At 36.7% G+C, this 26,082-nt stretch carries 27 protein-coding genes, 3 riboswitches and 1 other annotated feature; of the genes, 11 read left to right on the top strand and 16 right to left on the bottom strand.

Annotated elements, in window-relative coordinates:
- Positions 1–2: 2 nt before the first annotated feature.
- The 4 genes from citE to citG all read left to right on the top strand — a co-directional run bounded on the left by citE (position 3) and on the right by citG (position 3,906).
- Positions 3–917 carry a citrate (pro-3S)-lyase subunit beta gene (gene citE / locus R4B61_RS02500; protein WP_413628069.1) on the top strand — a complete coding sequence of 305 codons (915 nt, stop codon included), beginning with the start codon at positions 3–5 and terminating at the stop codon, positions 915–917.
- Complete coding sequence (citF, locus tag R4B61_RS02505; RefSeq protein ID WP_413628070.1) at positions 907–2,445, top strand: citrate lyase subunit alpha; 1,539 nt, start codon at positions 907–909, stop codon at positions 2,443–2,445. The genes citE and citF overlap by 11 nt, the downstream gene beginning before the upstream one ends.
- Positions 2,446–2,507: 62 nt before the next feature.
- Entirely contained in the window at positions 2,508–3,032 is a 525-nt protein-coding gene (gene citX, locus R4B61_RS02510; protein ID WP_413628071.1) for a citrate lyase holo-[acyl-carrier protein] synthase, read from the top strand.
- The gene (gene citG, locus R4B61_RS02515) at positions 3,025–3,906 is read left to right on the top strand and encodes a triphosphoribosyl-dephospho-CoA synthase CitG (RefSeq protein WP_413628072.1); all 882 of its coding nucleotides are present in this window, start codon (positions 3,025–3,027) and stop codon (positions 3,904–3,906) included. Before citX ends, citG begins: the two co-directional genes overlap by 8 nt.
- Positions 3,907–3,937: 31 nt before the next feature.
- Here citG and R4B61_RS02520 read toward each other — a convergent pair whose 3' ends face one another.
- Entirely contained in the window at positions 3,938–4,315 is a 378-nt protein-coding gene (locus tag R4B61_RS02520; protein ID WP_413628073.1) for a hypothetical protein, read from the bottom strand.
- 523 nt (positions 4,316–4,838) lie between these two features.
- Between R4B61_RS02520 and R4B61_RS02525 the strand changes: the two genes are divergently transcribed.
- Positions 4,839–5,660, top strand: a complete 822-nt coding sequence (locus tag R4B61_RS02525) for a MetQ/NlpA family ABC transporter substrate-binding protein (protein ID WP_413628074.1) — start codon at positions 4,839–4,841, stop codon at positions 5,658–5,660.
- 86 nt (positions 5,661–5,746) lie between these two features.
- Here the strand turns inward: R4B61_RS02525 and R4B61_RS02530 are convergent, their stop codons facing one another.
- The 5 genes from R4B61_RS02530 to R4B61_RS02550 form a co-directional block, all read right to left on the bottom strand.
- A complete protein-coding gene (locus tag R4B61_RS02530; RefSeq protein WP_413628281.1) occupies positions 5,747–6,646 on the bottom strand; it encodes an IS3 family transposase in 900 nt (299 codons plus the stop codon).
- Positions 6,619–7,128, bottom strand: coding sequence for a transposase (locus R4B61_RS02535; RefSeq protein WP_413627055.1), 510 nt, complete (start codon positions 7,126–7,128; stop codon positions 6,619–6,621). Before R4B61_RS02535 ends, R4B61_RS02530 begins: the two co-directional genes overlap by 28 nt.
- Positions 7,129–7,207: 79 nt before the next feature.
- A complete protein-coding gene (locus R4B61_RS02540; protein WP_413628075.1) occupies positions 7,208–8,251 on the bottom strand; it encodes a PTS sugar transporter subunit IIC in 1,044 nt (347 codons plus the stop codon).
- A gap of 333 nt (positions 8,252–8,584) precedes the next feature.
- Complete coding sequence (locus R4B61_RS02545; protein WP_413628076.1) at positions 8,585–9,586, bottom strand: NAD(P)-dependent oxidoreductase; 1,002 nt, start codon at positions 9,584–9,586, stop codon at positions 8,585–8,587.
- A gap of 17 nt (positions 9,587–9,603) precedes the next feature.
- On the bottom strand, positions 9,604–10,683 hold the full coding sequence (locus R4B61_RS02550; protein ID WP_413628077.1) for an AEC family transporter: 1,080 nt from the start codon (positions 10,681–10,683) through the stop codon (positions 9,604–9,606).
- Positions 10,684–10,897: 214 nt separating this feature from the next.
- Here R4B61_RS02550 and R4B61_RS02555 point away from each other — a divergent pair, with 214 nt between their 5' ends.
- Positions 10,898–11,422, top strand: a complete 525-nt coding sequence (locus R4B61_RS02555) for a GNAT family N-acetyltransferase (protein WP_413628078.1) — start codon at positions 10,898–10,900, stop codon at positions 11,420–11,422.
- Positions 11,423–11,508: 86 nt separating this feature from the next.
- On the opposite strand, the gene R4B61_RS02560 is transcribed toward R4B61_RS02555, so the two are convergent.
- Positions 11,509–13,209, bottom strand: coding sequence for a hypothetical protein (locus R4B61_RS02560; protein WP_413628079.1), 1,701 nt, complete (start codon positions 13,207–13,209; stop codon positions 11,509–11,511).
- Between the two features lie 138 nt (positions 13,210–13,347).
- On the opposite strand from R4B61_RS02560, the gene R4B61_RS02565 reads away from it, so the two are divergent.
- Both R4B61_RS02565 and R4B61_RS02570 read left to right on the top strand, forming a co-directional pair.
- Positions 13,348–13,950 carry a hypothetical protein gene (locus tag R4B61_RS02565; RefSeq protein ID WP_413628080.1) on the top strand — a complete coding sequence of 201 codons (603 nt, stop codon included), beginning with the start codon at positions 13,348–13,350 and terminating at the stop codon, positions 13,948–13,950.
- A 33-nt stretch (positions 13,951–13,983) separates the two neighbouring features.
- On the top strand, positions 13,984–15,018 hold the full coding sequence (locus R4B61_RS02570; protein WP_413628081.1) for a WxL protein peptidoglycan domain-containing protein: 1,035 nt from the start codon (positions 13,984–13,986) through the stop codon (positions 15,016–15,018).
- A gap of 75 nt (positions 15,019–15,093) precedes the next feature.
- On the opposite strand, the gene pepT is transcribed toward R4B61_RS02570, so the two are convergent.
- The 3 genes from pepT to R4B61_RS02585 form a co-directional block, all read right to left on the bottom strand.
- Positions 15,094–16,329, bottom strand: a complete 1,236-nt coding sequence (pepT, locus tag R4B61_RS02575; protein ID WP_413628082.1) for a peptidase T — start codon at positions 16,327–16,329, stop codon at positions 15,094–15,096.
- A gap of 12 nt (positions 16,330–16,341) precedes the next feature.
- The gene (locus R4B61_RS02580) at positions 16,342–17,190 is read right to left on the bottom strand and encodes a MetQ/NlpA family ABC transporter substrate-binding protein (RefSeq protein WP_413628083.1); all 849 of its coding nucleotides are present in this window, start codon (positions 17,188–17,190) and stop codon (positions 16,342–16,344) included.
- Positions 17,191–17,270: 80 nt separating this feature from the next.
- Positions 17,271–17,524, bottom strand: a binding site (T-box leader).
- Positions 17,525–17,686: 162 nt separating this feature from the next.
- Positions 17,687–17,947: a hypothetical protein gene (locus R4B61_RS02585; RefSeq protein WP_413628084.1), complete on the bottom strand. Its 261-nt coding sequence runs from the start codon at positions 17,945–17,947 to the stop codon at positions 17,687–17,689.
- A 119-nt stretch (positions 17,948–18,066) separates the two neighbouring features.
- Positions 18,067–18,155, top strand: a riboswitch (TPP riboswitch).
- A 107-nt stretch (positions 18,156–18,262) separates the two neighbouring features.
- Here R4B61_RS02585 and R4B61_RS02590 point away from each other — a divergent pair.
- Complete coding sequence (locus R4B61_RS02590; protein WP_413628085.1) at positions 18,263–18,817, top strand: ECF transporter S component; 555 nt, start codon at positions 18,263–18,265, stop codon at positions 18,815–18,817.
- Positions 18,818–18,869: 52 nt separating this feature from the next.
- Here the strand turns inward: R4B61_RS02590 and R4B61_RS02595 are convergent, their stop codons facing one another.
- From R4B61_RS02595 to recA, 6 genes are all read right to left on the bottom strand, one after another.
- Entirely contained in the window at positions 18,870–19,430 is a 561-nt protein-coding gene (locus R4B61_RS02595) for an ECF transporter S component (RefSeq protein WP_413628086.1), read from the bottom strand.
- Positions 19,431–19,681: 251 nt separating this feature from the next.
- A riboswitch (FMN riboswitch) is annotated at positions 19,682–19,813 on the bottom strand.
- A 58-nt stretch (positions 19,814–19,871) separates the two neighbouring features.
- Positions 19,872–20,462 (bottom strand): helix-turn-helix domain-containing protein, encoded by a 591-nt coding sequence (locus R4B61_RS02600; protein WP_413628087.1) that lies wholly within the window; start codon positions 20,460–20,462, stop codon positions 19,872–19,874.
- Between the two features lie 88 nt (positions 20,463–20,550).
- Positions 20,551–21,255 (bottom strand): class I SAM-dependent methyltransferase, encoded by a 705-nt coding sequence (locus R4B61_RS02605; RefSeq protein ID WP_413628088.1) that lies wholly within the window; start codon positions 21,253–21,255, stop codon positions 20,551–20,553.
- Positions 21,256–21,305: 50 nt separating this feature from the next.
- Complete coding sequence (locus R4B61_RS02610; RefSeq protein WP_413628089.1) at positions 21,306–21,953, bottom strand: energy-coupling factor transporter transmembrane component T family protein; 648 nt, start codon at positions 21,951–21,953, stop codon at positions 21,306–21,308.
- Positions 21,953–23,353 carry an ATP-binding cassette domain-containing protein gene (locus tag R4B61_RS02615; protein WP_413628090.1) on the bottom strand — a complete coding sequence of 467 codons (1,401 nt, stop codon included), beginning with the start codon at positions 23,351–23,353 and terminating at the stop codon, positions 21,953–21,955. Before R4B61_RS02615 ends, R4B61_RS02610 begins: the two co-directional genes overlap by 1 nt.
- A gap of 61 nt (positions 23,354–23,414) precedes the next feature.
- Positions 23,415–23,504: riboswitch (TPP riboswitch) on the bottom strand.
- Between the two features lie 48 nt (positions 23,505–23,552).
- Complete coding sequence (gene recA, locus R4B61_RS02620) at positions 23,553–24,638, bottom strand: recombinase RecA (RefSeq protein ID WP_413628091.1); 1,086 nt, start codon at positions 24,636–24,638, stop codon at positions 23,553–23,555.
- A 197-nt stretch (positions 24,639–24,835) separates the two neighbouring features.
- Here recA and R4B61_RS02625 point away from each other — a divergent pair, with 197 nt between their 5' ends.
- Together R4B61_RS02625 and R4B61_RS02630 are read left to right on the top strand one after the other, a co-directional pair.
- Positions 24,836–25,543: an AzlC family ABC transporter permease gene (locus R4B61_RS02625; RefSeq protein ID WP_413628092.1), complete on the top strand. Its 708-nt coding sequence runs from the start codon at positions 24,836–24,838 to the stop codon at positions 25,541–25,543.
- The gene (locus R4B61_RS02630; protein ID WP_413628093.1) at positions 25,530–25,856 is read left to right on the top strand and encodes an AzlD domain-containing protein; all 327 of its coding nucleotides are present in this window, start codon (positions 25,530–25,532) and stop codon (positions 25,854–25,856) included. Before R4B61_RS02625 ends, R4B61_RS02630 begins: the two co-directional genes overlap by 14 nt.
- Positions 25,857–26,082: the final 226 nt, after the last annotated feature.

The raw sequence follows: 26,082 nt of genomic DNA on the forward strand, positions 1-26,082 counted from the left end.
TAATGACATTTAAAAAAGATCGGTTACGTAGAACAATGATGTTTGTACCGGGTAACAATCCGGGTATGATTAAAGATGCAGGAATCTTTGGCGCAGACTCAATTATGTTTGACCTAGAAGACTCTGTTTCTCTTGCAGAAAAAGATGCTGCTCGTGACTTGGTTAGCCAAGCCTTAACTACAGTAGACTATGGTGATGTTGAACTAGTTGTTAGAACTAATGGTTTAGACACTCCTTACTTTAAAGATGACGTTAAAGCCATGGTTAAGTCAGGAATTGACGTAATTAGACTTCCTAAGACTGAAAACGCTGAGATGATCCACGAAACGGAAGAATTAATTGCAGCTGCCGAAGCTGAATTTGATATTCCCGTAGGAACTACTCACGTAATGGCTGCCATCGAAAGTGCAGAAGGGGTCTTAAACGTTGCTTCAATCGCCAAGGCTTCTAAACGAATGATTGGGATTGCTCTATCTGCCGAAGATTACACTACTGATCTTCAAACGCACAGATATCCTGATGGAAAAGAACTTGAATTTGCCCGCAACATGATTATCAATGCTGCTCGTGCTGCCGGTATCGCTGCCTTTGATACGGTTTACACTGACGTCGACAACACTGCCGGTTTAATTGCTGAAACTGAATACATTCACGAACTAGGTTACGACGGTAAGTCAGTAATCAACCCTCGTCAAATTTCAGTAATCAACGATGTATTTGCACCAACTGAAGCTGCGATTAAACAAGCTCGAAACGTGATTGCTGCCATTGAACGTGCCCACCAAGCTGGTTCTGGTGTTATTGCCATGAACGGACAAATGGTTGACCGTCCGGTTGTAATGAGAGCGCAACGAGTAATGAAATTAGCTAAAGCCTCTGGGTTAGTTGATAAGGAGGGACACTACATTGGAAAATAAATTAGGACGTACTTTACCAGAAGATGTAATGACAAAATATGGTTACAAGCCATTTGAAACTACTGATTTAGGTAACCCAACTGTTGAAAGAACTTCACACAAGGTTCGTATTTCAACTGGTCAAGACAAAGTTACTGCTGATTTAGAAAAAGTAGTTAAAGAAAACGTTAAAGACGGAATGACAATTTCATTCCACCACCACTTTAGAAATGGTGACTTTACCTTTAACAAAGTTATGAAGATTATCATGGACTTAGGAATCAAGGACCTAACCATTGCGCCTTCATCACTAACTGGTGCCATGAACGATGTTGCAATTGAAGCCATCAAAATGGGAACCATCACTAACATCACTACTTCAGGGATGCGTGGTGAACTAGGTGATTTCATTTCTCATGGTGCACTAGAAAACCCCGTTGTTTTCCGTTCTCACGGTGGTCGTGCTCGTGCCATTGAAGATGGTGAAGTTAAGATTGACGTGGCCTTTTTAGGGGTACCTAACTCAGATAGTTGTGGTAACGCTAATGGTATGATCGGTGAATCAGCCTTTGGTTCATTAGGTTACGCTTTGATGGATGCTAACTACGCTAACAAAGTCGTGCTTTTAACTGATAACCTAGTTGATTACCCTAATACCCCCGCTTCAATCAAACAAACTCAAGTAGATTACGTGGTTGAAGTTGACCAAGTCGGAGATCCTGATAAGATTGGTTCTGGAGCAACTCGTTTCACTACTGATCCTAAAAACCTTAAGATTGCTTCTCTAGTTAGTGATGTAATTACTAACTCAAGCTACTTCAAGGAAGGTTTCTCATTCCAAACTGGTTCTGGTGGTGCTGCTTTAGCCGTTACTAGATACCTTAAGAATGCTATGCTTAGCCAAAACATTCACGCTTCCTTTGGTTTAGGTGGAATTACTAAACCAATGGTCGACTTGATGAATGAAGGCCTAATTGGTAAGTTAATGGACGTTCAAGACTTTGATAAGGCTGCTGCCAACTCAATGAAGGAAAACATTAACCAACAAGAAATTGATGCTTCATGGTATGCGGATGCTGCCAACAAGGGTGCCATGGTTGACCAACTAGACGTTTCAATTCTAAGTGCCTTAGAAATTGATACTAACTACAACGTTAACGTTTTAACTGGTTCTGATGGAATTATCCGTGGAGCCGTTGGTGGACACCAAGACGCTGCTACTGCTAAATTAACTATCATCTGTGCTCCATTGGTTCGTGGAAGAATTCCATCAATCGTGAAGAGTGCGGATACTGTAATTACTCCAGGTAACTCAATCGATGTTTTAGTTACTGAACGTGGAATTGCGGTTAACCCTAACCGTAAGGACATTTTAGAACAACTTGAAAATGTTCCTGGAATCAACCTTTACACCATTGACGAACTTGCTGAAAAAGCAGAACAATTAGTGGGTAAGGAAGAAGAATTACAACACACTGATAAAACAGTTGGATTAGTTGAATACCGTGATGGTTCAATCATTGATACAATTAAAGAAATCAAAGATTAATCATTAAATTAAAAGACTCTATCTCACTTGTGGGATGGATTCTTTTTGTTAGGAATTAAATTATGGACAATATTTTTACCGCGGGAGAACCGCAAGATATCGCAGCGGTGCTCGAAAATAAGGACGCCCGCAGCGAATTACAAGCAAAATTATTAGCTGATTATCCCACCAGCACTCTGGTTGCCATCAAACTTAATATTCCGGGTCCCATCAAAAACAATCTGATGATCACGAAGCTATTTGACTACGGCACAGAGCGTTTATTTCCTGCTTTAAGCTATCAAAAGCAGCTTTCGTGGGATAATGCTACGGGACCAGAAATGTTCTTGGTATACGACGTTTCGGGCGAAGTTGTGAAGCAACAGGCCGTGGCCTTTGAAGATGGCTCCAAATTGGGTCGGTTATTTGATATCGACGTCTTGGACCAAGCCCACGGACATTACAGCAGAAGAGAACTCGGTAAGCAGCCCCGCACCTGCTTAATCTGTGATCAAAATGCCAAAGAGTGTGCTAGAAGTCGGAAGCATTCCGTGGCAGAATTACAAGCCGCAATTAACGCCGTGTATAATGAGGTTTTTAATGGATAATAAAATTCAGAAGCTAACCAGCATCACGTTAGCAAAAAGCGCTGTCGTGGAAATGGCGGTGGAAGCCATGCTGTATGAAGCCGTGACCTGGCCTAAGCCAGGCTTAGTGGATCCGGTTAGCAATCGCGGACATGAAGATATGGATATTTTTATGTTTATTAAAAGTTCGGTGGGCATGACCGATTACCTGGATGAGTGTTATCAAGCAGGGGCAGCTTTTACAGCGAATGATTTAACGGAGTTGTTTCAACAAATTCGTCCTCTTGGGATGCGAGCTGAAAAAAAGATGTTTCAAAAAACCAATGGGGTGAACACGCATAAGGGTGCGCTCTTCATTATGGGAATCTGGTTGGCCGCTTGTGGCTATGCCGGACAAGACCAGGAAGCCGTGACCTTGCAACGGTTATTAGCCATTGAACAGGCGATGACCCATGGATTAGTGCAAAACGACCTAACTAAAAAAGCTGCCACCGCCGTATTAACGGCGGGACAGCAACAATTTCAAAAGTATGGTTATACTGGGATTCGTGGCGAAACCGAAGCTGGCTTTCCGCTGGTGATGCAACAAGCATTACCGGTACGGTTAACCAGTGACTTGCCGGAAAACGAACTGAATTTACTCACGCTCTTTTCCTTAATCGCAAAAAATCGAGATAGTAATCTGATTAAGCGGGCCCATGATCCGCAACTGGTAAAACGAGTGCAGACTGAAGCAGAACAGATTGTGACGAATTTTCAAGCAACCGGAAACCTGGACCAAAAGCTAGTAAAGCAGCTGAACCAGCTTTGTGGCGATCAACATTTGAGTCTCGGTGGTTCAGCCGATCTCTTGATTTTAACGATTTTTCTCGCAAAGTTATTCGGACACAAATAAAAAAATTGCAGATGTACATCTGCAATTTTTTTTATTGATTCATTTCGTCTAACTTAGCTTTAATATCATCGATTGATAATTCGCCATCTAAATACTTGGCAAAGTTATGTTCGTCAATCGTATCATCAACGTCATCGCGGAAGTCATATTCCTTGATTAAGCTATCAATCGCTTTTTCACTCAAATTGTTCAATGCGGGAGAGCTGACGTAGGTCATTAACCAAATGGTATAGATGTTACCTAAACTACTCTTAGAGATGATTTTAGGGTCTAAATAATCAGAATTGGCGTTTCCTAGCGCAATTGCTACTCTAAAATCAGTTACGTCTTTATTTTCGACGGGGTTAGTTCCAAATACTTGGATTTCTTTGTCTAAAACTTTTTGACTAATATCATTTCTACTTTTCATTTTCACACCTCATTCTATTAATATCTTATCATTTTTCGGGGTAATTCATAAATTGAAATGGCTTATTTTATTACTTTTTAAAAAAGTGTTTGGGATTTAGGGCGGTTAAAGCCGTAGTCAAGCGAACAAAACGATAATTTGCGAACTTTATCAGAAAAAATGAGATATTTTTTGGTAAAATTCGACAATTAGTGCTATACTTTAGAAAAAATTAACGGAGGGCGAATAAAATGGAAATGTGTTGTTGTCGATTATAAATAAATGAGCTATTGATTGGATAATTACTCATTTATGGTTTAACCAAATTTGATAGTTATTCATATTGATAATCGGACGACCCAACATTTTATTACGCGGAAATACCATTATCTATATGTGTAGATAGTGGTATTTTTTTGTGGAAAGGAAAAGGACATGAACATTCGGTTAACGAGTTTGTACGGTAAGTTTCGTGGCGGTCAATCATGTAGTAGATGTAGTTTTGTAGAGTAGCTAAAACAATTACATTGAAGGAGAACTAACCATGCGAGCAAAAAAGAAGTATATTATTGGGACAATCATCGCCCTATTTGGAATTATCTTTATTTTCACTTTCTTAGTGAAACCAAGTAAAACAGAAACGAATACCATTAGATTGGCATCATCACCTGGACCATACAGTGACCTCTTCTTAAAGGGTGTTAAACCCATTTTGGAAAAGGAAGGTTACAAGGTAAAGAACCAATCATTTAGTGACCTTTCATTGGCAGACGTGGCTATTAATAATCAAGAAGCCGATTTAAACGTTGACCAACATACCGCCTACATGAATAACTTTAATACCGAAAAGAAGGCGCATTTAACGGCGCTAACTAAGATTCCAACGGTACCAACGGGAATTTATCCCGCCCAAAAGAAATCATTGGATGATATTGCTGATGGTGATCGAGTAGCAATTCCTAATGATCCTTCTAACATGGCCCGGGCCTTTAATGTTTTAGTTAAGGCCAAACTAATCACCTTGAAAAAGGGAGTTGATCCCATCAAGGCTACTAGCAAGGATATCGCTACCAACAAACACAATCTAAAGATTACCGCAATGCAAGATGTGCAAATTCCCCGTTCTCGTTCAGACTTTGATTACGTCATCTTACCTGGATCAACTGCTTATCCCGCAAAGATTTCTACGAAGACGATGCTTCTTTCAGAAGACATTAAACCAGACTACTACTTAGTTGCCGCCGTTAATAAGGACGACAAGGATAAGAAGTGGGCCAAAGCCGTTAATAAGGCATACCACTCAAAAGAATTTAAACACTACATGGAAACTCACAATAAGGATAGTTTCTGGAACATTCCTAAATAGGTAGCTAAGAAATAGTTACTAATAATAAAACGGACTCGAATTGAAAAATTGAAGTGCTATAGAAAAGTTAGACACTTTATATAATTTTAAATTTTTAAGGATTTACACCTATATTCAACTGGTGTAAGTCCTTTTTTATTTCCTGAAATTCGTTCATTGTTAAACCAATCAACATATTTTTTGTATGTATTTTTTAATGTAATTACAGAATTAATATTAATACGATTTAAACACTCCCTCTTTAATAAATTAAAGAAACTCTCAATAGGTGCGTTATCTAAACAGTTTCCCTTTCGGGACATACTTTGCATATAACCATTAGATTTTAATTTTTGTCGATATGATTTTAATTGATAGTGGAATCCTTGGTCTGAATGTATCAATGGTTTACTATTTTGGGGAAGATTCATACTTAATTTATCTAACATATCTGAAACCAGCCTCCAGTTTGGATGCTCACTAATACTTGTTGCTAAAACTTCTCCAGAGGCTTCATCAATTATTGCCGATATATATCCCCATTTATTTTTTCCAATTTTCACTTGTGTTATATCTGTATGAAGCACCTTATATGGGATAGTTTCATTAAATTTTTGTTTTAGAATATTAGGAGCAATTTTTCCTATTTCACCCTTAAATGAAGAATATTTCCTTGTTTTTTTTGAGTATACAGTACAAATTAATCCAATTTTCCGCATTATTCTTCGCACGGTTTCTAAACAATATGTATATCCTTTATTAATCAAAATTTGCCAAATCCTACGATAACCGTAGGTTTCACGACTTTTTAAATAGATATTTTTAATTTCTTCTTTCAATTTAAGATATTTATCTGGTTTTTTTGATCGTTTTAATGCAGCATAATAAGTTTTTCTTTTTAAATTGAAGTATTTTAACAACTGTCTAAAATTATATTCTGGCCTTAAAGAATTAATTAGTATTGCTATTTCTGTTGATTTTATTTTCTTTCCTTTAAGGCTCTCAATTTTTTTGAGATATCAAGTTCCATTTGTGTGTAACGTAGTTTTTCTTCTAAATCAGAAATTTTTTGTTTGTATTCTTCCTCTTTTGTCTTCGGAATTTCTTTTAATGCTTTTTTACCTTTACTTTTTTTCATAGATGGCCGTCCTATCTTTTTTAAACGAAGTGCGGTAATCCCATAATTTTCAAAATCTTTAACCCATTTTCTAACTTGAGATTGATTGATTTTAAAATAAGAAGCTACTTTGGAATAGCCTTCGTTATGATTTTGATAGTATTTTACCACCATTAACTTAAAATTTTGACTATATTTTTGCTTAGCTCGACGAGCTAAAATTTGATAGCCACTTACATTAACTTGGTCAATCCAACTATATATTAAACTTTTGCTTATTCCATAATTATTTTTAATTTCATTAACTGAATAATCTTCTTCTAAACATAAATGAACAAGTTCTGCTTTAAATTTCGGTGAATATTTTGTCATAAAAAAAGCACCCCATAACTGTTATTTTTGTCTAACAATTATAGGGCACTTCAAATTCGGGTCCGTTTTTGGTTTATTGCTATTTGTAAGTCAATTTAAAGTGATCTGCCTTTTGGAATTTCAATTTATCGGTAAAGATGTAACGACTGATAAATGCCAATGCTACCGGTAAGATAATGAAGAGGACGAAAATAATAATGATATGCATCGTGGAAACGTTAGAGTGGGCATCTAGGTCAGCTAGTGGACCTACTAAACCAGAAAGACCAAAACCGGCACTAATTGGCGTTCCTTGGACGTCTAGTAAAGCACCCAAACCACCAAGAATTCCGGCGTTAATTAATGAAGGAATCATGATTTTAGGCTTGGAAATAATGTTAGCCATTTGAATCTTGGGAGTTCCGACGAAGTGAGAAATGGTGGTTCCAAAGGAGTTGACCTTTGCGCCGGCAATGGCGATGGTAAAGGCGGCGGCTACAATTCCGAGGTTGGCTGATCCAGATGCAATCCCGTGAATTCCAATTGCGGTGGCAATTCCCACGGAACTAATGGGTGAAACTACCAAGATGGCGAAGCAGATTCCGATTAAGACTCCCATTAGTAAGGGTTGAAGTCCAGTGATGTGTTGAATTAACTGACCGACTCCGGTGGTAAAGGTGTTAACGGGTTTTAAAGTTAAAAGACCTAGTCCACCACCGACAATCAAGGTAAGGGTAGGAAGTAATAGGATTGTTAAATCTTTGAGTCGTTTGCCTAAGAACATAATTAACGCGTAGGCAATGGCAATCGTAATTCCGATGTTTAAGACGTTTCCGCTGCCGTTAACGGTGATAACGCCGTTGACCACTTTGGCACTTCCAGCACCTACCGTAGCAGCTAAGGCCATGGAAGCCGTTTGAATCGGGGTCATTTTAGCGAGCATTCCCACACAGGCGGCACTGGTTGCTGGTAGGGTAATGGCGGCCATTCCCGTTAGCGATAAAATGATGCTCAAAAAGGGAGCGTGTGGTAGTAAAGGTTTAATAATGGCGTTTAAAATGGCTCCCGGGACGAGCGCCACAATAATTCCAATTGCCATTCCGTTTAAGATGTTCATGGTGTGTTTTTTAATAGTAGTTTTCATTTTCCAATCCTCATTTCTAATAAAAAAACCTAGTTAGCATTACTAACTAGGTCAAAATAATTGATTGGATTAATTTGCAGAACTTTCCATAACCATCAATTCCTAGTTAGCACCGACTTGGTATCTAACTAGGCACAGTCAAAAGTTACCTTACTTAGATACGCGATAATACCAAGTAAAGTAACGATAACTAGTTTGATTGTTAATGTGATTATTCATCAAGAAAGCTCCCTTCGTTCGTTTTTAGATTGTTTTAATTAAAACATTAAAATAAACGTTCGTCAATGATTTTTCTAAAAAAATAGCCCAACTTATAAAAGTTAGGCTATCATTTTAAACTAATTCGTTTGCACAAGTACCGTTATCAAGGGTATCTTGGAAGTTTTTGTAACTAACTGAAATCATGTCTTCTAGCGCTGGTTCGGTAAAGGAACCAATGTGTGGAGTGATGATTACGTTAGGATAGTTGTTCATTAGTTCGGTAACGTCTTGGTTAGGAAGGTCAGCTAGGTTAGCAAATTCGTTTCCGAAAATGGCACCTTCATCAACCACCACATCAGTACCGTAACCACCAATTTTGTGTGCTTGTAATGCCTTAGTAACGGCTTCCATGTTCACAACTTGGGCACGAGCAGTGTTGATTAAGATAGCGTCGTCCTTCATTTGTTCAAGTTCAGCTTCATCAATCAAGTTTTCGGTGTCACCAGGAACGAAAGGAACGTGAAGAGAAATGATGTCGGCTTCTTTTAGTAGTTCAGCAAGACTAACTAAGTTGATTCCGTTCTTAACCTTAGGATCATTAGTGTGAGAATCGTAACCAATTACCTTGGCACCCATACCGCTGTAAAGTTCTGCTTCAGCAGCACCAATTCGACCACAACCAATAATTCCGACAGTAGAACTGTGAATTTCTTTACTGAAGTAAGGGTCAAGCACCTTGAAGTTACCAGCATGAGTGTTAGCCATTGCAGGTCCTACGCTTCTGAAAAGAGTCATTCCCAAAGTCATTGCTAGTTCAGCAACGGCATATGGTGAGTAACCGGGTACGCGGGCAGCTTTAATGTTTAATTCTTTGGCAGCTTCTAAGTCCACGTGGTCAAAACCAACGGTCCGAGTGAACACGTAGTTGATTCCCCATTCCTTGAACTTAGTAAGGTTTTCTCGATCACCGACACAAGTACCACGAAGTAAAACGGCGTCAGAACCTTTAGCGGTTTCAACGTTTTCGTGAACTAGCATTGCAGGGATAAGGTTTAGGTCAAAGTCATAAGTGTTTAGTTTATTGAAGTAATCTACTTCAGTGGGGCGTACCCCGTAGGCTGTTATTTTGAACAAATTAATACTCCTAACTACTATTTGATTAATCCAGTACTATTGATAATTTGTAAAATTGCAATCCAAAATGGCATTGCAACCACGGCTAATACAGTTGAAACTAGGGAAGCGTTGGATGCTAGAACGGCATTTCGGTTAAAACTAATTGCGTAAGCAGAGGCAACGGTGGCAGTTGGGGTAGCCATCATGATTACCATAGTTGCAATTGCAACGTAGCTCATTGAAAGGATTCCCATGCTTGATAGGATACCAGCTACTACTAAAGTAAATAGTGGAACTAGGATAACTTTGTTTGCAGCGTAGTACCATGAAAGTTTGTTTGAAGTAGCTTCTTTAAATGAGATTGATCCCAGGGTAACCCCGATTGATAACCAAGCAAGTGGTGAAGCTAATTGGCTAAGGTAGTTTAGTGGAGTCCAAAGCCATACGGCGGTTTGGTCAATTCTGAAGAAAGCTACTGAGTGCATTCCAGCCTTGGTGTCAACAACGCCCTTAACAAAAGTTGGGACGTTAACAGTTGGTGCGTATGGTTGTACTAACCAAAGGAAAAGACCTAGGAAAGTAGCAATCACGATAGGGTTAACCAACATTTTTTTAACGTTCTTCATTTCCATTTTCAAACCAGACATCTTGATGTAGGCGTATGAATATAGGAAAACACGGTAACCAATGTTAAAGATTGAACTGTACATAATTCCTTTAGGGCCTAAAACGGCACCTACAATGGGAATTCCGAAGAAGGTGGTTGAACCGAAAGTGGTCAAGATTCCCATTACTTCACGTTCACTTTTTTGAACCTTAGGATATAGGAAAGGTCCCACGAACATGAAGATTAAGATGATCAAGAATCCCCAGATTAAAACACTGATTCCTTCTGAAAGAGTCTTTCCATCAATAGGAGCCATGAAAGAGTTGAAAGCTAAAGCAGGTAAAGCAACGGTTAAAGTAACTTTAGCTAAATTCTTACCAAAGGCTTCGGTAAAGATGTTTTTCTTACGTAAGTAAAAACCAAGTAAGATAATAAATATGGTTGATGTGATGGCACTAATAATACTTGGTGTAGTTAGTGTCTTCACAAAGGCGTCTGTAATGCTCATTTGTAATTCCTCCATAAAAGTTTTAATAATGAATATAATTTTTTAACTTATCACAAGTATATATTTTAACATATTAAAGTTAATTATAGTGGGTATATTGTGAAATTGTTAGATATTTATTCGAATAAAGCGCTATTCTACCATTAATAATTAAATCTTTGAATTTAAAATGGTTCTGGGTTAGAATGCTAATTAAATCGCAAGGAGTATTAATATGGTAGAAATTGAAGTTACACGAGTTACCACGGATGATGTATTGGACTTACAATCCATCAGTGGGCAGACTTTCACCGCTACCTTTGGTGAATCAATTGGCAAGCAACCCGTTGCAAAGTATGTAGCTGAGGCCTATTCTCCCGAACAACTAACCAAAGAGATTGAGAATCAAAATTCTTATTTCTATTTTGCCAAGGTAAATGGTCAGGTTGCCGGTTATATCAAAATCAACGTTGATGATGCGCAAACGGAAGCAAAGGGCAGAGATTATTTAGAAGTGCAACGAATCTACCTACTTTCGCAGTTTAAGCGGATGGGTATCGGGACTCGTTTGTTATATATTGCGGAAGACAAGGCCCGCAAGTTGGGTAAGAGTAAAATCTGGCTGGGAGTCTGGGAAGAAAACGACAAAGCGCGTGCGTTTTATGAAGCCAAGGGTTTTGTGCGCAACGGAGAACACATTTTTCAGACGGGAAATACACAACAAGTTGACTTGTTACTTGAAAAGTTTGTGAAATATTAATCGTTAGAAGGAAGAAAAAGCAGTGAATTTTTGGAATTCACTGCTTTTTTAAGATAATTTAGTTTTTGGTGATTTTAATGAAGTGATTATGGCACCTTATTTAAGGTCCAATCAATGGTTCCGGTATAAGTTTTAGCTTTGACGTGGTTGTCAGCTTTTATTATTAATCCGTGGGAACTATCGAAATCCTTAGTGTAATTAGTGCCACTATTTGTCATATCACTTTTATCTATAATTTTCTTAGAATTATTATCTAATTTTATATCGTTGTTAGAATTATTATCTTTTCTAAAAATCATGTCGAATGGTTGATTTGGATTATTAGGATGATTATAAGCAGCAGATATCGAAAAATTATCACTTTGATCAGAAGTTACGTCAAATTTGAAATTTTGGGGAGAATTTCTAGAAACGTAATTACGTGTTGCTGATAATTGATTAATGGGGATTGTCCAATTATATGGTCCGGTTGGGGTGTAATTGAACTGTAGTTGCCTTTTTTGTGGTGCAGAGGTGGATGTTATTTTAACTAAATTGTCCCCGTAAAAAAAAGCACTACTGTTATTTATATTGTTGTTATTTCTTGAGTTAATTCCTGTTAGATCTTGTATACCAGTATAATTATCTTCAATGTTAGTTGGTGGAGTAGATACTCCAAAATAACGTTCAATATTGAAAGTACCAGTGAATTTAGCGGTAAAGTTAGGCTCTTTATCCGGATAATTAGAATAGAATAATGATTTAGATCCTGGTTGGAAGTTTATGATACTATTAGCTGATGAATAACAAGAACCATTATTTATTAATTTGTTATTTTGGGAAATTAAAAGTGTTTTAGAGTTTTCGTTTGCATTTAATTTGAAAGCAGCCATAGATTCGTCATTAATGCTGTTTCTACTTATTATATTTAGTTCGCCATTATTATTTATTTGTAAATTAGTATCATTTATAGCCAACGCAAATAATGGCTTATTTGTATTGTTGTTTAAATTCAATTTTGCCCCATTATTTATATTGATTTCAAAATTTGAATTTTTCTTTGGATAAGCATTTATCATTGAATACGAATTACTTGAAAATCCAGTGAAAGTTGTTTCTCCACTTAATATTTCTATATTAGAAAGAATTCCAAAATAATTAGATTGACTAGCATTTGCAGTTATTTTGTTATTTCCAGTGAAAATAGTTTTTACATAAAAATTAGAAAGTGGAACATCATTTCTATTGTTGTTTGGTGAATAATAATTTATGTTATTGTAGGTAATTTGAGAGTTTGTTCCGTTACTATCTCCATTTGCTGTAAATAGCATACCTGAATTACTTGTATAATAATTTCTTGCATTTGTATAGTTACCATTTGAATTTGGAGCACTAGTTAAATAATTATCATAAGTAGTATTATTAATATTTAAATTAGAAATGGTAATATTTGAATTATTTTGTTTTGTGATATATAAAGCGGATTGTGTTTCATTATTTACATAGAATCCATGTCCCTGAAAATCTACATTGACGCTATTAAAATTATAGAGGTTTGGTTCACTATCTGGCAGAGTAATGTCATTTTTTACCTTGATATTGATATCAGTTGGTTTGTTTCCGGTAAAATAACTGTTTGTATCTGATAATAAGCTAAATAAATCATCACCAGTAGTTACATAATAATTATTACCTGAACTAGTTATATTTGCACTCGAACTTTGTGCATTAAAATAATTAAACGTGAAAAAAGCAATTGGAATCAATAAAGCTATGTAAAAATATTTTTTAAAACTCTTCAAACTCATATATGCCGCCTTATAAAGATTAAGTTTATAAAATATATTCATTGCGCAATATACTTTTTGTGCAATAATATTATTAAATAATCATTTTAATGTTATTATAATAACATATTAATAATTTTTATTCGGAGGTAATTTCTTATGAAAAAAAGGAATCTCGTTACATATTTAGGTTTGGCATCATTGGTTTTGGGTTCGTTGTGGAGTGTGCCGGTTGGTGCAGATGCAGATAAAAAAAGTGATGTTAGTATAACTTTTAATAAACCAAGTAGTTCTGATAAATTACAGGATAAAAGTAATATATTTATAACCCAAGTTCCTACATTTAGTTTTGGTAGCAATGACTTCGGAACTAGTGATATGTATACTTATGAAGATTCAGAACAAAATGAAATAATTGTAAGCAATAATAATGGAGATAGTAGTGGATATAAAATAACAGCTAAAACTAATGGTCTTATTGGAAACCAATATGGTAAAAGTTTAAAAGCAAGTATTGATGAGTATGTAAAGGATAGTAGTGAACCAACTTTAATTGGTGGAAAAATAACAGGTGCTAATAATCAGAAATATGTCAATATAAATACTGAAAATCTAGTTGCAACTGGAAATCCAGATGCAAATGGTGAAGTTAAGTCTGGTAAGACTGGTTTGAAGTTAACAATGAATCGTAATGATGGTATCAAAGCAGATACTTATAGTGGGACCATCGACTATACATTAACTCGTGGTCAAATAAAATAATTGAAAATTAAACATTAACAAGGACATTAAACATTGAAAATAACCAAATCACTACTACTAAAAACAGCCCTGACACTAGTCGCCGTTTTTAGTATACTAACTTTCAAAACGCAAATAGCACAGGCCAACGACACAGGTGCCGAGTTTAGTGTTAATACGCTCCAAAATGAAAACCAAGTCGATCAAAATGAGCCTTATTTTGATTTAAAATTAAATCCAAATCAGAAGACTGATTTAGCCGTCAACGTGATTAATGACAGTGATGACGAACAGACTTTTACAGTGATGGCAAATGATGCGTTAACGAATAGTAATCTGATTATTGACTATTCTCCGTTTAAAAATTCTAAGAAGCAGTTAGTTAATCCTAAGATTGGCTTTTCTGCAATTTCTAGTCCTAGTAAGCAAAAGGTTACGGTTTCAGCGCACAGCTTTAAGAAAGTAACCATTAAGGTACAAGCGCCTTCTGATAAGTTTGATGGAACAATTCTTGGTGGAATATACGTCCGTAAGGAATTAAAATCCATGGTCAAGAATGGTTACACAAACCGGTTTAACTTTGCGACCGCAGTGGTAATTAATCGTAACGGTGGTAAATCAGTTAAGATTCCGGACTTAAAGCTTAATAAGGCTAGATTTAAATCTGATGATATGAATAATCAGGTGATTGCTAGTTTGCAAAACAGTTCCAATGTTTATCAAACTAAGTTGAAAACAGAAACGAAAATTTATAAACAAGGAAACAGTAGTAAGCCATTAGTTAACCAAACTAATGATGATCGCTCGATTGCGCCTAACACCAAGTTTGATTACACGATTCCTCTTGATAAAGCTAAGGTGGGAAATGGTAAGTATATCCTAGACTTGACGATTACTAATCCTAAGACTGGTAAGGTATGGCACTGGAAGGAACCGTTTGAAGTTTCTCGGACTGAGTCGGTTAAGGCTAATCCATACGTGAAGACGGTTAAAACCATTCCGTTCATTTACTGGGTATATGCGGTACTTCTATTACTGATTGTGATCTTGTTACTAGTTTTGATTTTTAAAAAGAAGAAAAATAAATAGCTAAATGTTTCATATGAAACATAGTTAAAAAGCGACTCAATCTTTAGTGATTGGGTCGCTTTTAGTTTGATTATTTTATTGGGAAATAATTCTAATTAAGATATCGGTAACTTTTTCCATTGCTTGTAAACTGACAAATTCAAACCTACCGTGAGCATTTTCACCACCATTAGTTATATTAGGAGTGGGGAGACCTTTGAAGGTGATTTTTGAGCCATCAGTGCCACCACGAAAGGGAATTATTCGAGGATTAATATTTTCTGCTTCGATTGCTGCTTTAGCCAAATCAACTACTTGGGGGTAATCAACTAGAATATCTGCCATATTGTAGTATTGATCAGTAAACTTGATGGAAACTCGATTTTTACCGTACTTTTGATTTAACTTTTCAGCAATGCTTAGTAAAAGTTGCTTTTTAGCATCGAATTTTCCTTTATCAAAGTCACGAATTATATAGTTTAGTTTGGCAGCATCAGGAGTTGCTTTCCAATCAGTCACGAAGTAAAAACCGGATCGTTTATCAGTGAATTCAGGCTTTTCTTTGGTGGGAACTTGGTTATGAAATTGATTGGCAAGTTCAATGGCACTAACCATTAATCCTTTGGCGGTGGAAGGGTGCACGCTAGTACCGCTAATCGTAACTTCGGCAGCAGCGGCGTTAAACGTTTCTGCGTTGATTTCACCAACCGCACCAACATCTAGGGTATAGGCAAAGTCTGCAGAAAAATCTGCAACGTCAAATTTATCGGCACCTTTTCCAATTTCTTCATCGGGACCAAATGCAATTTTAACGTCACCATGTTTTAACTCATCGTGTTGTTTTAAATAATCAACTGCTGCAATTATTTCGGCAATTCCAGTCTTATCGTCAGCCCCCAGTAAAGTATCACCGGAAGTTGTGATTAAGGTATCGCCAAGGTAATTCTTTAAATGAGGAAACTCGTCAAGATTCAATTGATTTTCAGAGTTTAATGAAATATTCTTACCATTATAATCATGATGAATTTGTGGTTGAATGTTTTCGGCATTAAAATCAGCGGTGTCCACGTGCGCAATCAGTCCAATGGTGGGTAATTTAGCGGATGTGTTTGCTGGTAAGGTGGCAAACAGGAAACTACCAGCGCTAAAATGAACGTTTTTTAATTTACGTTGTAAAAGTTGTTGTTCTAATTCCTGTAACAAAACCGTTTGACCTGGAGTAGTGGGAACTTGGTTAGAATTAATGTCTGAACGAGTGTTGATTTTAACGTATTTTAAAAAATTATCTAACAAATTTGCGTATTTAGTACTAGATGAATCAGTTACTGTCATATTGACACCTTCTTATTTAAGTTTAATATCCCAAGCTGAAACTTCAGTTTTACCGTATAATTTATTGATTAAATCCTTATTTTCTTTTGTTTGGAAAGCCTTAACGTATTTTTCATAAGTCTTGTTATTTTTATCTGTTTTATTTGCAGCAATCACGTTAATCCATTTTTCAGAAACCTTGTCAATTGGTTCTACAAAGATTGCTTTATTGGGATCTAGGCCGGCATTTTGTGCAAAGTTACCATTTACGTATGAAGCGGCAACGTCTGGTAAAGTTCTGGCAGTTTGGCTGGCATCGACTTCTTTGATGTTTAAGTTTTTAGGATTGCTGGTAATGTTAGAAACGGTTGCTAGGGATTTGTTCTTTTCTAGTTTAATTAGACCAGCACTTTGAAGAATGTATAATCCACGTGATTCGTTGGTAGGATCATTGGGGATGGTAATGGTTGATCCTGGGGCGATATCTTTAATGTTTTTAAGGTTTTGTGAATAGATTCTTCCTTGACCAATGATAGTTTTACCAATCGGAACTAGGTCGGTTTTATTAGCCTTGTTCCAAGCATCTAGAAAGGCAATGTGTTGGAAAGAATTTACGTCAACCTCGTGTTCAGCGAGGGCACGGTTAGGTTGTGAGTAGTCAGTAAATTTCTTGTAAACCACGTTTAAACCATATTTATCTTTAGCGGTCTTGGCAACTGATTTGTAAATTTGGTCGTCTTTTTTAGATCCGTTCATGATACCGACAGTTATCTTTTGTGAATTACTTTCTTCTTTGGGCTTATTAAAGAAACTGAAATAAGCGATAATTCCAATTAAAACAACTGCGATTCCTGAAATGATATATTTGCTCTTTTTTTGCATAATAGCAACTCCTTTTATTTTGGGGTAATTAATACCCATTATTGAAATAATGATTAAATAAAAAAACAGCCGCCCTTAAAATAAAGGACGACTGTTATCGTGTTACCACCTTAGTTTACTAAATTGATTAAGATTTAGCCTCGGTAAGCTGCGCTAAGTAAATTACTTAGGATAGCTTTGTTTGGATATCGGCTACAACCCCGTTATTAGTTTAATTAATTCGCTAATAAGTTTCTATCCAGCCCATATTCCAAACCTAGGATTCATTCCTTTTCACCAAACAGGAACTCTCTGAGAAAACATCAATTTGTACTCAACTGGTAAACACTTTCTATTTAATTTATGGATAAATCATATTCCTATAATTACGAACTGTCAACGTTTATTTTAAGTTTTATTCGTTGTAAATCTAAAAACGTTAATTTCAAATCTACAAAGTTCGTTTTTAACAAAAAAGAACCCAACCGAAGTCGAGTTCTTTCCTGAATCGAAAAGATTAGTTAGCAACCTTAATGTTTAATTCATCAACTGGGACTGCTTCGTTGTGATTTTTATGGTTAGTGAAGTATACGTATTCACCAATTCCATACACACCCGCACGATCAGGTCCCGTTACGGTTGCTCGTTGATAATGTTCGTCAATCGCAATTACATTATTACCAATTACGTTAGCAATAATCTGATTGTCATTGTTCCGAATCGCTACTTTTACCATTCCAACACTAACGCTACGATACGTAGGTTCTTCAAGTGCCATAATAAACCATCCTTTCGTATTCAGTTATCAAATAACAGTTGAGTATCTCTCAACGCTTTTATTATAACACTTAAAAATAATTGTGAATATTATAAACTATGCTATAATACAAACATACTAATAAATAGTTGGGGTGCCATGTGCTGAGATCAAACCCATTGAACCTGATATAGTTTGTACTATCGAAGGAAACTTACTCACTTTAAAAATTAAGGTGGGCTGTATTCATGATGCAGTCCAATCTAAAAATGATTTTTTAAAGCTCTCAGCCGTGGTTGAGGGCTTTTTATTTTTTAAATTATTTTTGGAGGATTTATGATGAAAAAGTGGCATTTGAAAGATATTATTTTGGTAACTTTAGTGGGAATTGTCTGTGGTTTAATTTTTTGGATTATGAATCCGATTTACACCGCAGTTACTGCAATTTTAACGCCCGTGGGATTGGCACCGTTTGCCGGAGCTATCTTACTTGGTTTTTGGACTTTAGGAGGAATGTTGGCCTTATTGGTAATTAAATTACCGGGTTCTGGAATCTTGGCCGAACTTTTAGGTGCCGCAGTAGAAATGCTTCTTGGTGGGATTTGGGGTGCTTCAACCTTAATCTCTGGAGTAATTCAAGGATTTGGTTCAGAACTAGGATTTGCCGTGATGGGTTACCGCAAATACAATTGGTTGGGGGTAGTCTTATCATCAATCACGACGACGGTAATTACCTTTGGTTACTCACTAATTCGCCAAGACTATGCCGGCTTTAGTAGTGGTTTAATCATTGCACTGTTCTTAGTAAGCTTAGTTTCTGTGTTTATCTTTAGTGGAGTACTTTCGGTGGCAATTGCCAAATTGTTGGAAAGAACCCATTTAATGGATTAATTGCGGATTAAAAAGGACTCGCTATTTTCAGCGAGTCCTTTTTCTTATACACTTATTTAATTAACTTGCTTAGTCTTCTGTAAATAATAATGAAGACCAAACTTTCCACGATTCCCTTGATTAAGTTAAATGGTGCCACTCCGTAAAGTACGATTTTAAAGAGGGGAAGACCCATATCGAAACCAAACACCTTCATGTACATTGGTAAGAAAATGAAGTAGTTCAAGATACTCAATACAATGGCCATGACCACCCCGATGACGATAGCGGGCACGAATTTCTTAAATCCTGGTTTAGTAATGCTTTCTTTGTAAAGGTAGAAAACTCCAATGAAGATTAACGATACGATTAGAGAAGGGATTAAACCGATTAGTTCTAAGACGGAAAACCCGTGGGTCATCCAGAACAAGAAGAGCTTTAAGATGACGATCTCGCTGGCTCCTAAAGGTCCTACGACGAATAGTCCAATCAAAATGGGAACATCAGAAAAATCGAGCTTTAGGAAGGAAAAAGCGGGAATAATTGGAAATGAAATGAACATTAAAACGTAGGCTAAGGCGGCCAGAGTTGAAACTAACACAAGTCCCTTAGTTTTTTGTTGTGAAATTTGCATAATAAACACTCCTAAAATAAATTGATTGTGACAACGCTTTGTTATTTAGCAATCATCCAAAATAAAAGTGGGCCAGACCTCCGTTTAGATGACACGTTTAGTTATGTTTTAGTTGCTTCCATTTCAATCACCCCAATAAAAAAGACCCCACAAATCGAATTTGCGGGGCCTTTGTTTGTTTTTTAATTTGAATTAAAGTATGCAAAAAGTCTAGTTAAATAAACTACCTTTGTGTAACTATAATTAATTAAAAATTTCTTCTCCCATCCAGACTATACTGTCGGTTCTAGACTCACACTAGATCAGCCGCTTAACGCGGGTCACGGACTTCAAACTTAATTGTTACCGTCGGTTGGGAATTTCACCCGGCCCCGAAGAAATATATTTAATTAACTAAAATATAGCATTAATGATCGACAAAAAGCAACCATTAATATTTTATTATTTTTTATAATTAATAATTAAATCCATAATAACTACGGTACCACCAATTCCTGATGCAATACCACTAACTGTGCTCCAGTCGGTCAAGAAGAAGCCGAGGATTCCACCGAGAAATAGTCCCATTCCAACTATCAAGGTGGCTTTATGGTTGGTTAGTCTTGGTTTTTTAGTCTCTAACTTAATTTGAAGCAGACTAATTTGAATTAAAGCAATCGCATTTAACACGCCTAAAATTAAAACAAAAATGGTAGAAAGGTGGGTTATAGATACGAGGTGGGCGGTTCTGAGCGCTAGTATGCCTAAGAAGATTAAATCAATAATTAATAGAATTATTGTAACCGGCTTAAGTGATCGAGCAACTTCAGTTTTCTTTAAGTATTCTTTCATCCCATTGTCTTCCTTAATCAAAGTATCAAGGGAGATACCAAAGTAATCACTGATTTTAATTAAGGAATTAATATCTGGGTAACTGGCTTCATTTTCCCAACTAGAAATGGTTTGTCTGGTAATAAAAAAATCTTTAGCGACTTGTTGTTGGGTTAAGTTTTTTTCAACGCGTGCTTGTTTTAGACGTTCTCCAAAGTTCATAAAAAATACCTCCATTTGTTAGTTTAAATGTAACAAATGGAGGTATTAATGGTAAGCAAAGATTCTCTGCGTCCCGTGTTTATTGGGTTTATTGTGCTTTTTTAGTGGCAGTTAATTTGGTGGTCGTCATCCAAGGTCCACCACACCAGCCGTCATAACCAACGCTTTTTACATTGATATTTTCAAACTGATTGGTTGCCGCTAGTGTTTTTTGATATTCAGGACCAAAAATTAGGTCAACGATGAGTAGCTGACCACCCGGTTTTAAGACTCGGTTAGCTTCTGCCAGGGCTTGCTCTCGTTCTTTTTTATTCTTGACGTTGTGAATAGCTAGGCTGGAAGTGACCAAGTCAAATGAATTATCTGGGAAAGGTAATTCCAACATGTTACCAGTTTGAACTGCAGCCACGTCACTTGCGCCGGCCTGTGCAATGTTTTGTTCAGCTGCGGCTTGCGAATTTTGGAATTGATCCTTGGAACTCCAGATATCAATTCCAATTACTTTACCAGGCGCTTTTAAATACTTAGCGATTTCTAGTAAAACCAATCCGTGTCCGGTACCGATGTCTAATGCTTGCTCATCACCTTTTAGCTGTAGTTCTCGAATCGCTTTTTTAACGATCTTATATTTTCCGTACCAAGTGGTGTGAAAGTATGTAAATGAGAAAAACAACATTAAAAATGCGGCTATCCAGAAAAATAGTGACTGGGCATTAAAAGCCCCGATAAACATAAAAACTGTTCCGACTAATAGACCGAGAATTCCAAATGGTGCATCAAATCCTTTTTTCATATGCAGCTCCTTTGTTAGTTATGGGTCTAATTTTACACTAAATTTAAAAATTAAACGATAAAAATTATTACTTGAATTGCTAATAAAGTTCCCAAAAATAATAACCAATCGAGTTTAGAAATTACACTGACTTTTGCAATACTGCGGGGTTGATCTTCCACAAATCCTTGCGAAACCATCGCCTTAGCTAAATTTCTAGACCAGCCGATAGCCACGATTAAAGCTTTAAAGTAGAGAGTTGGCATCCAGGGATGTAAAATTTTACCCCGCATTTTTCCGTTAGCCCGAATCACTTCGATTTCATATTTTAACCGAGGAACTAAATTAATGGCTGCCAAAACACCGTAGATAAACTTAGTCGGAATGTGGGCATTTTGTTCGAGTGCTTGGGCTAAATCAATCATGTAGGTAGTTTGAGAGAAACTGATTCCTAAGAAAATATAGGCGTAAAGTCTAGTGAAAAGGGCCGTCCCCATTACCAAACCGTTTGAACCATAGTAAATTTGGGAGAAAAAGATTCCGACCGCTGGTAAGAAGGCGATCAAACTAAAGATAGCGATGGTTCTTAGGTTTACTTTTTTAAAGATTAAATATGCTAAGCAGGCGCCGATGATAATTAAATTAAGACCGATGTTGACGACAAATGAAATTTCAAGGGCAATTGCAATGACTAGTAGTAGTTTAATGGCTGGATTCATTAGATGACCTCCCGATAGTTGAGACTTTGATTGGCGAATTGTAAATGATAGTCAAAAAAGTGATCAAACTGAAAAATTTGATGACTAATGACAATTAACGCCCGGTTGCGTGCTCCAAATTCCGTTTGAAGCAAATGTTGAATCGTTTTAACGGAGTTTAAGTCCAAGCCGGCAAAGGGTTCGTCTAATAATAAGATTTCCGGATCGCGGATGAGCATTAATAAGATTTGTAATTTCTTTTTTTGCCCACCACTAAGAGTGTAAACCACTTGGTCCTGTTTGTTCGCCAAGCCTAACTGGGTTAGTGCAGTTTGAATCTTATTAGCATTCCAGTGATTGGTTAGCGCGGTTTGTTCTGCTATTTTTAGTTCTTCTGCTACGGTAACTTCTAAGAATTGATCGTTGGCATTTTGAAAGACCAACGCTAAGTGGTCGTATAATTTTTGCGCTTTAATTTTTTTGATTTCAGTTTCGTCTAAACGAGCGGAACCCACATAATTTTTTAGCTTAGCTAACGATTGAAAGAGGGTTGATTTACCGATACCACTTTCACCAGTAAGCAAGGTACAACCACTATGAATGGTGAAGTTATCTAAATTTAATAGCGGTTGTTGTTGTGCTAAAAGTTGAAAATCAGAGAAGTTGAATAAAGGTTCTGTGGTGGGAATTCCGAAGTGTAATTGCTCGTTGTTTGCGGGAGTTAATACCGCTACTTTCTCTTTCTTAGATAGTTGAACAATCTTTTTTTGCTCGGGATTAATCTGGAAAATTTCGTCCACAATGGCTTGGTATCCAGATAAATCATGATCAGAAATGATAATGGTTTTTCCTTGTTCCTGTTTTAGTTGAACTAATTTGGTTAAAATTTCGTGTTTACTCTTTAAATCGATGCTGGCAAACGGTTCATCTAACAAGAAAATATCTGAATCAAGGGCCACCATGGTTGCCAAGATAACCTTTTGCTTTTCTCCTCCAGAGAGTGTCAGAATCTGACGGTCTCTTAATTTTTCGATTTCACAAAAAGCAAGGGCGGTTTGAACTCGTTGTGCAATGTTTTCAGCCTTAGTTTGAATATTTTCCAAAGCGAAGGTTAATTCTTCTGCAACTGTTTGCATCACAAACTGTTGGTTAGGATCTTGAAACATCATTGAAACCAATTTAGTCTTGTCCGGTGCTGCAATGCTTGTAGCGACCTTATCATCAAAATAAAGTTGTTTTTGGAGCTTAGAATTTTCATCAAAACCCGCGATGATTTCTAATAAAGTGGATTTGCCACACCCGGAAGGTCCGGTAATCAGAGACAGTTGGGCCGCTGGAAAAGTGACCGTGGCAGCTTTAAAAATCGTCTCGTTAGTCTTTGAATATTGGTACGTTAAATCTTTAAGTTGAATAGTTGGCATTGTATTTCCTCCAAATAAAAAACCGCCTCCTAAAAAGGAGCCGGCTTAATTTAATACATTAGACAACTGTTGCTTGAATACCTCCGCTAGCATTACCTAGATCAGGTTCAGTGGGTATAATCTCAGCCGTAAAGCACCCCAGTTATTTAATTATTTTCATTATAACAAAAAAAGAAGGCGAGTTCGCCTTCTTTATAAATTATAGATCTAATTTTGGTTCGTCATCAGCTGGTTTTTCAGCTGTATCAGGTTTAACGTCACTTTCTGGTTCTTTTTCAATTCCATAAGCAACTCGAACTTTATGAGTAAGTTCTTCAATCATTTCTGGTTTTTCGTGCAGGTTAGCAACGGTTTTGTTTAGACCTTGACCTAAACGTTCTTCACCGTATGAATACCAAGAACCAGATTTGTTGATAATGTCTTTATCAACGGCAAGGTTGACCATGTCGGCAACAGGTTCAATTCCTTTACCAAAACTCATAAGGGTATCAACGGTTTTGAAGGGAGGAGCCACCTTGTTTTTGGCAACTTTGATTTTAGTTTCCTTACCCACAATTTCTTGACCATCTTTTGATTGTTTAGAACCACTAACTCGAAGCCGGACACTCGAGTAGAACTTAAGAGCACGACCACCAGGAGTAGTTTCAGGGTTACCAAACATTACTCCCACTTTTTCACGAAGTTGGTTAATGAAGATTACCACTGTGTTAGTTTTATTGATGTTAGCGGTCAACTTACGAAGGGCTTGTGACATTAAACGGGCTTGTAGACCCACGTGTGAATCACCAATATCTCCATCGATTTCTGACTTAGGTACTAAGGCAGCAACGGAATCAACCACGACTAAATCAATTGCACCAGAACCAATTAGGGCATCGGCAATTTGTAATCCTTCTTCACCAGTTCCTGGTTGTGAAAGTAGTAAGTTATCAATATCAACGCCTAGTGCTTTGGCGTATTCGGGATCCATTGCGTTTTCAGCATCGATATAAGCAGCGGTACCACCATTTTTTTGTAATGCAGCAACGGTTTGTAATGCAATTGTAGTTTTACCAGATGATTCAGCACCAAAGATTTCAACCACCCGACCACGGGGGAATCCACCAATTCCAAGAGCAATATCTAGTGATAAAATCCCGGATGAGATGGCGCTCACGTTAGTAGTAGGAGATTCTCCCATACGCATGATTGCACCGGTACCAAATTCTTTCTTAATTTGTTTTAACGCTTTATCAAGCTCGGCTTGGCGAGCATCTTGAACGTTTTTTTTAGAACTTGCGGCCATAAAAACACCTTTCCATTTCAAATTCTGAACATGTGTTCGGTTATCATATAATTCATTCTACATCATTAATTACGTAATTTCCAGAATATTTCCTCAATTATCTTAATTATAACTGATTTTTAAAATTATGTATCATTGTAGAATGTTTCACTTTATAATAAATAAATAGTATTTACAGAAAAGGAGTAGTGATTAAAATGAATCAAGATTTATCAGTTAAAGCAGGAATTAAGGATACGATTCCCACCTTGTCAGGTTATATTGGCGTTGGATTGGCGTTTGGGATTGTTGCCAAGGCCGGGGGATTAAGTGTTTTATTGATTACCTTGATGTCATTGATCACTTATTCAGGAGCCGCACAGTTTGTTATCGTTAGTATGTTGCTTTCCGGCAGTTCTTTTCTGGCGATTGTGATGTCGGTTTTTTTACTTTCGGCCCGGATGTTATTAATGGGAATGACCGTGGCGCCGTATTTAAAACACGAATCCATGAAACGCAACATCATTTTAGGATCGTTGCTGACGGATGAAACGTTTGCATTGACGATGAATAAACTTAACTATACGGAACGCATGATTTCGTTTGAATGGTTAAATTCTTCTAATATCATTGCGTATTTAACTTGGATCATCTCCTCTGCCATCGGGGGAAGTTTAGGTAGTTTAATTCCTAATCCCATGAACTATGGGCTAGACTTTGCCTTTATCGCGATGTTTATCGGCTTGTTATATCTTCAAATTAGAGCAGATAAAACGATGAATTTTAACCTGCAATTAATCATGGTGGGGGTTACTTTACTATTGGTCTTTGTGGGATTAATTTTTATTCCTAGTAACTTATTATTATTAGTCGTAACGTTAGTTGGTTGCGGGTTAGGAGTGGTGATTAAACATGCTTTCTTTTAATTTTGTGATGTTAGTAATTATTGGTTGTGGGATTACCACCTTACTACTACGGGTCATTCCGTTTGTCTTGTTGAAAAAATTTGAACTTTCCTATTCAATCATTGAATTTTTAAGTTTTGTTCCGGTCGTAATTATGTCGGCACTCTGGTTCAGTGGAATTTTTGTGCAACATTTAGGCCACTTACCATCTGTTAATTGGGAAAACTTATTAGCGTCGCTTCCTACTGTTCTATCAGCAATTATCAGCAAAAATTTACTAGTGGTGGTGGTCGTTGGAATTATTTCTTTGGCAGTAATTCGATTCTTTTTATAAAAAAGTAGTTGACAAACTTAAGAATTCTGTAATAATTAGAAAAAAACAAATTTGGAGAAAGAATATGAACAATTCAATGATGAACGCAAACAGTAAATTAAACTTGATCGTTATTAACTTAATTATTATTAAGTAAAGCGGTCGAGCAATTTATGTCGGCCAACAATTTGGCCGACTGGAGTTTACCATTGAATAGTAATATTCAAACAAAACACTGGTTAGAGCC

Source organism: Fructilactobacillus vespulae, from assembly GCF_047324295.1.
Classification (GTDB): domain Bacteria; phylum Bacillota; class Bacilli; order Lactobacillales; family Lactobacillaceae; genus Fructilactobacillus; species Fructilactobacillus vespulae.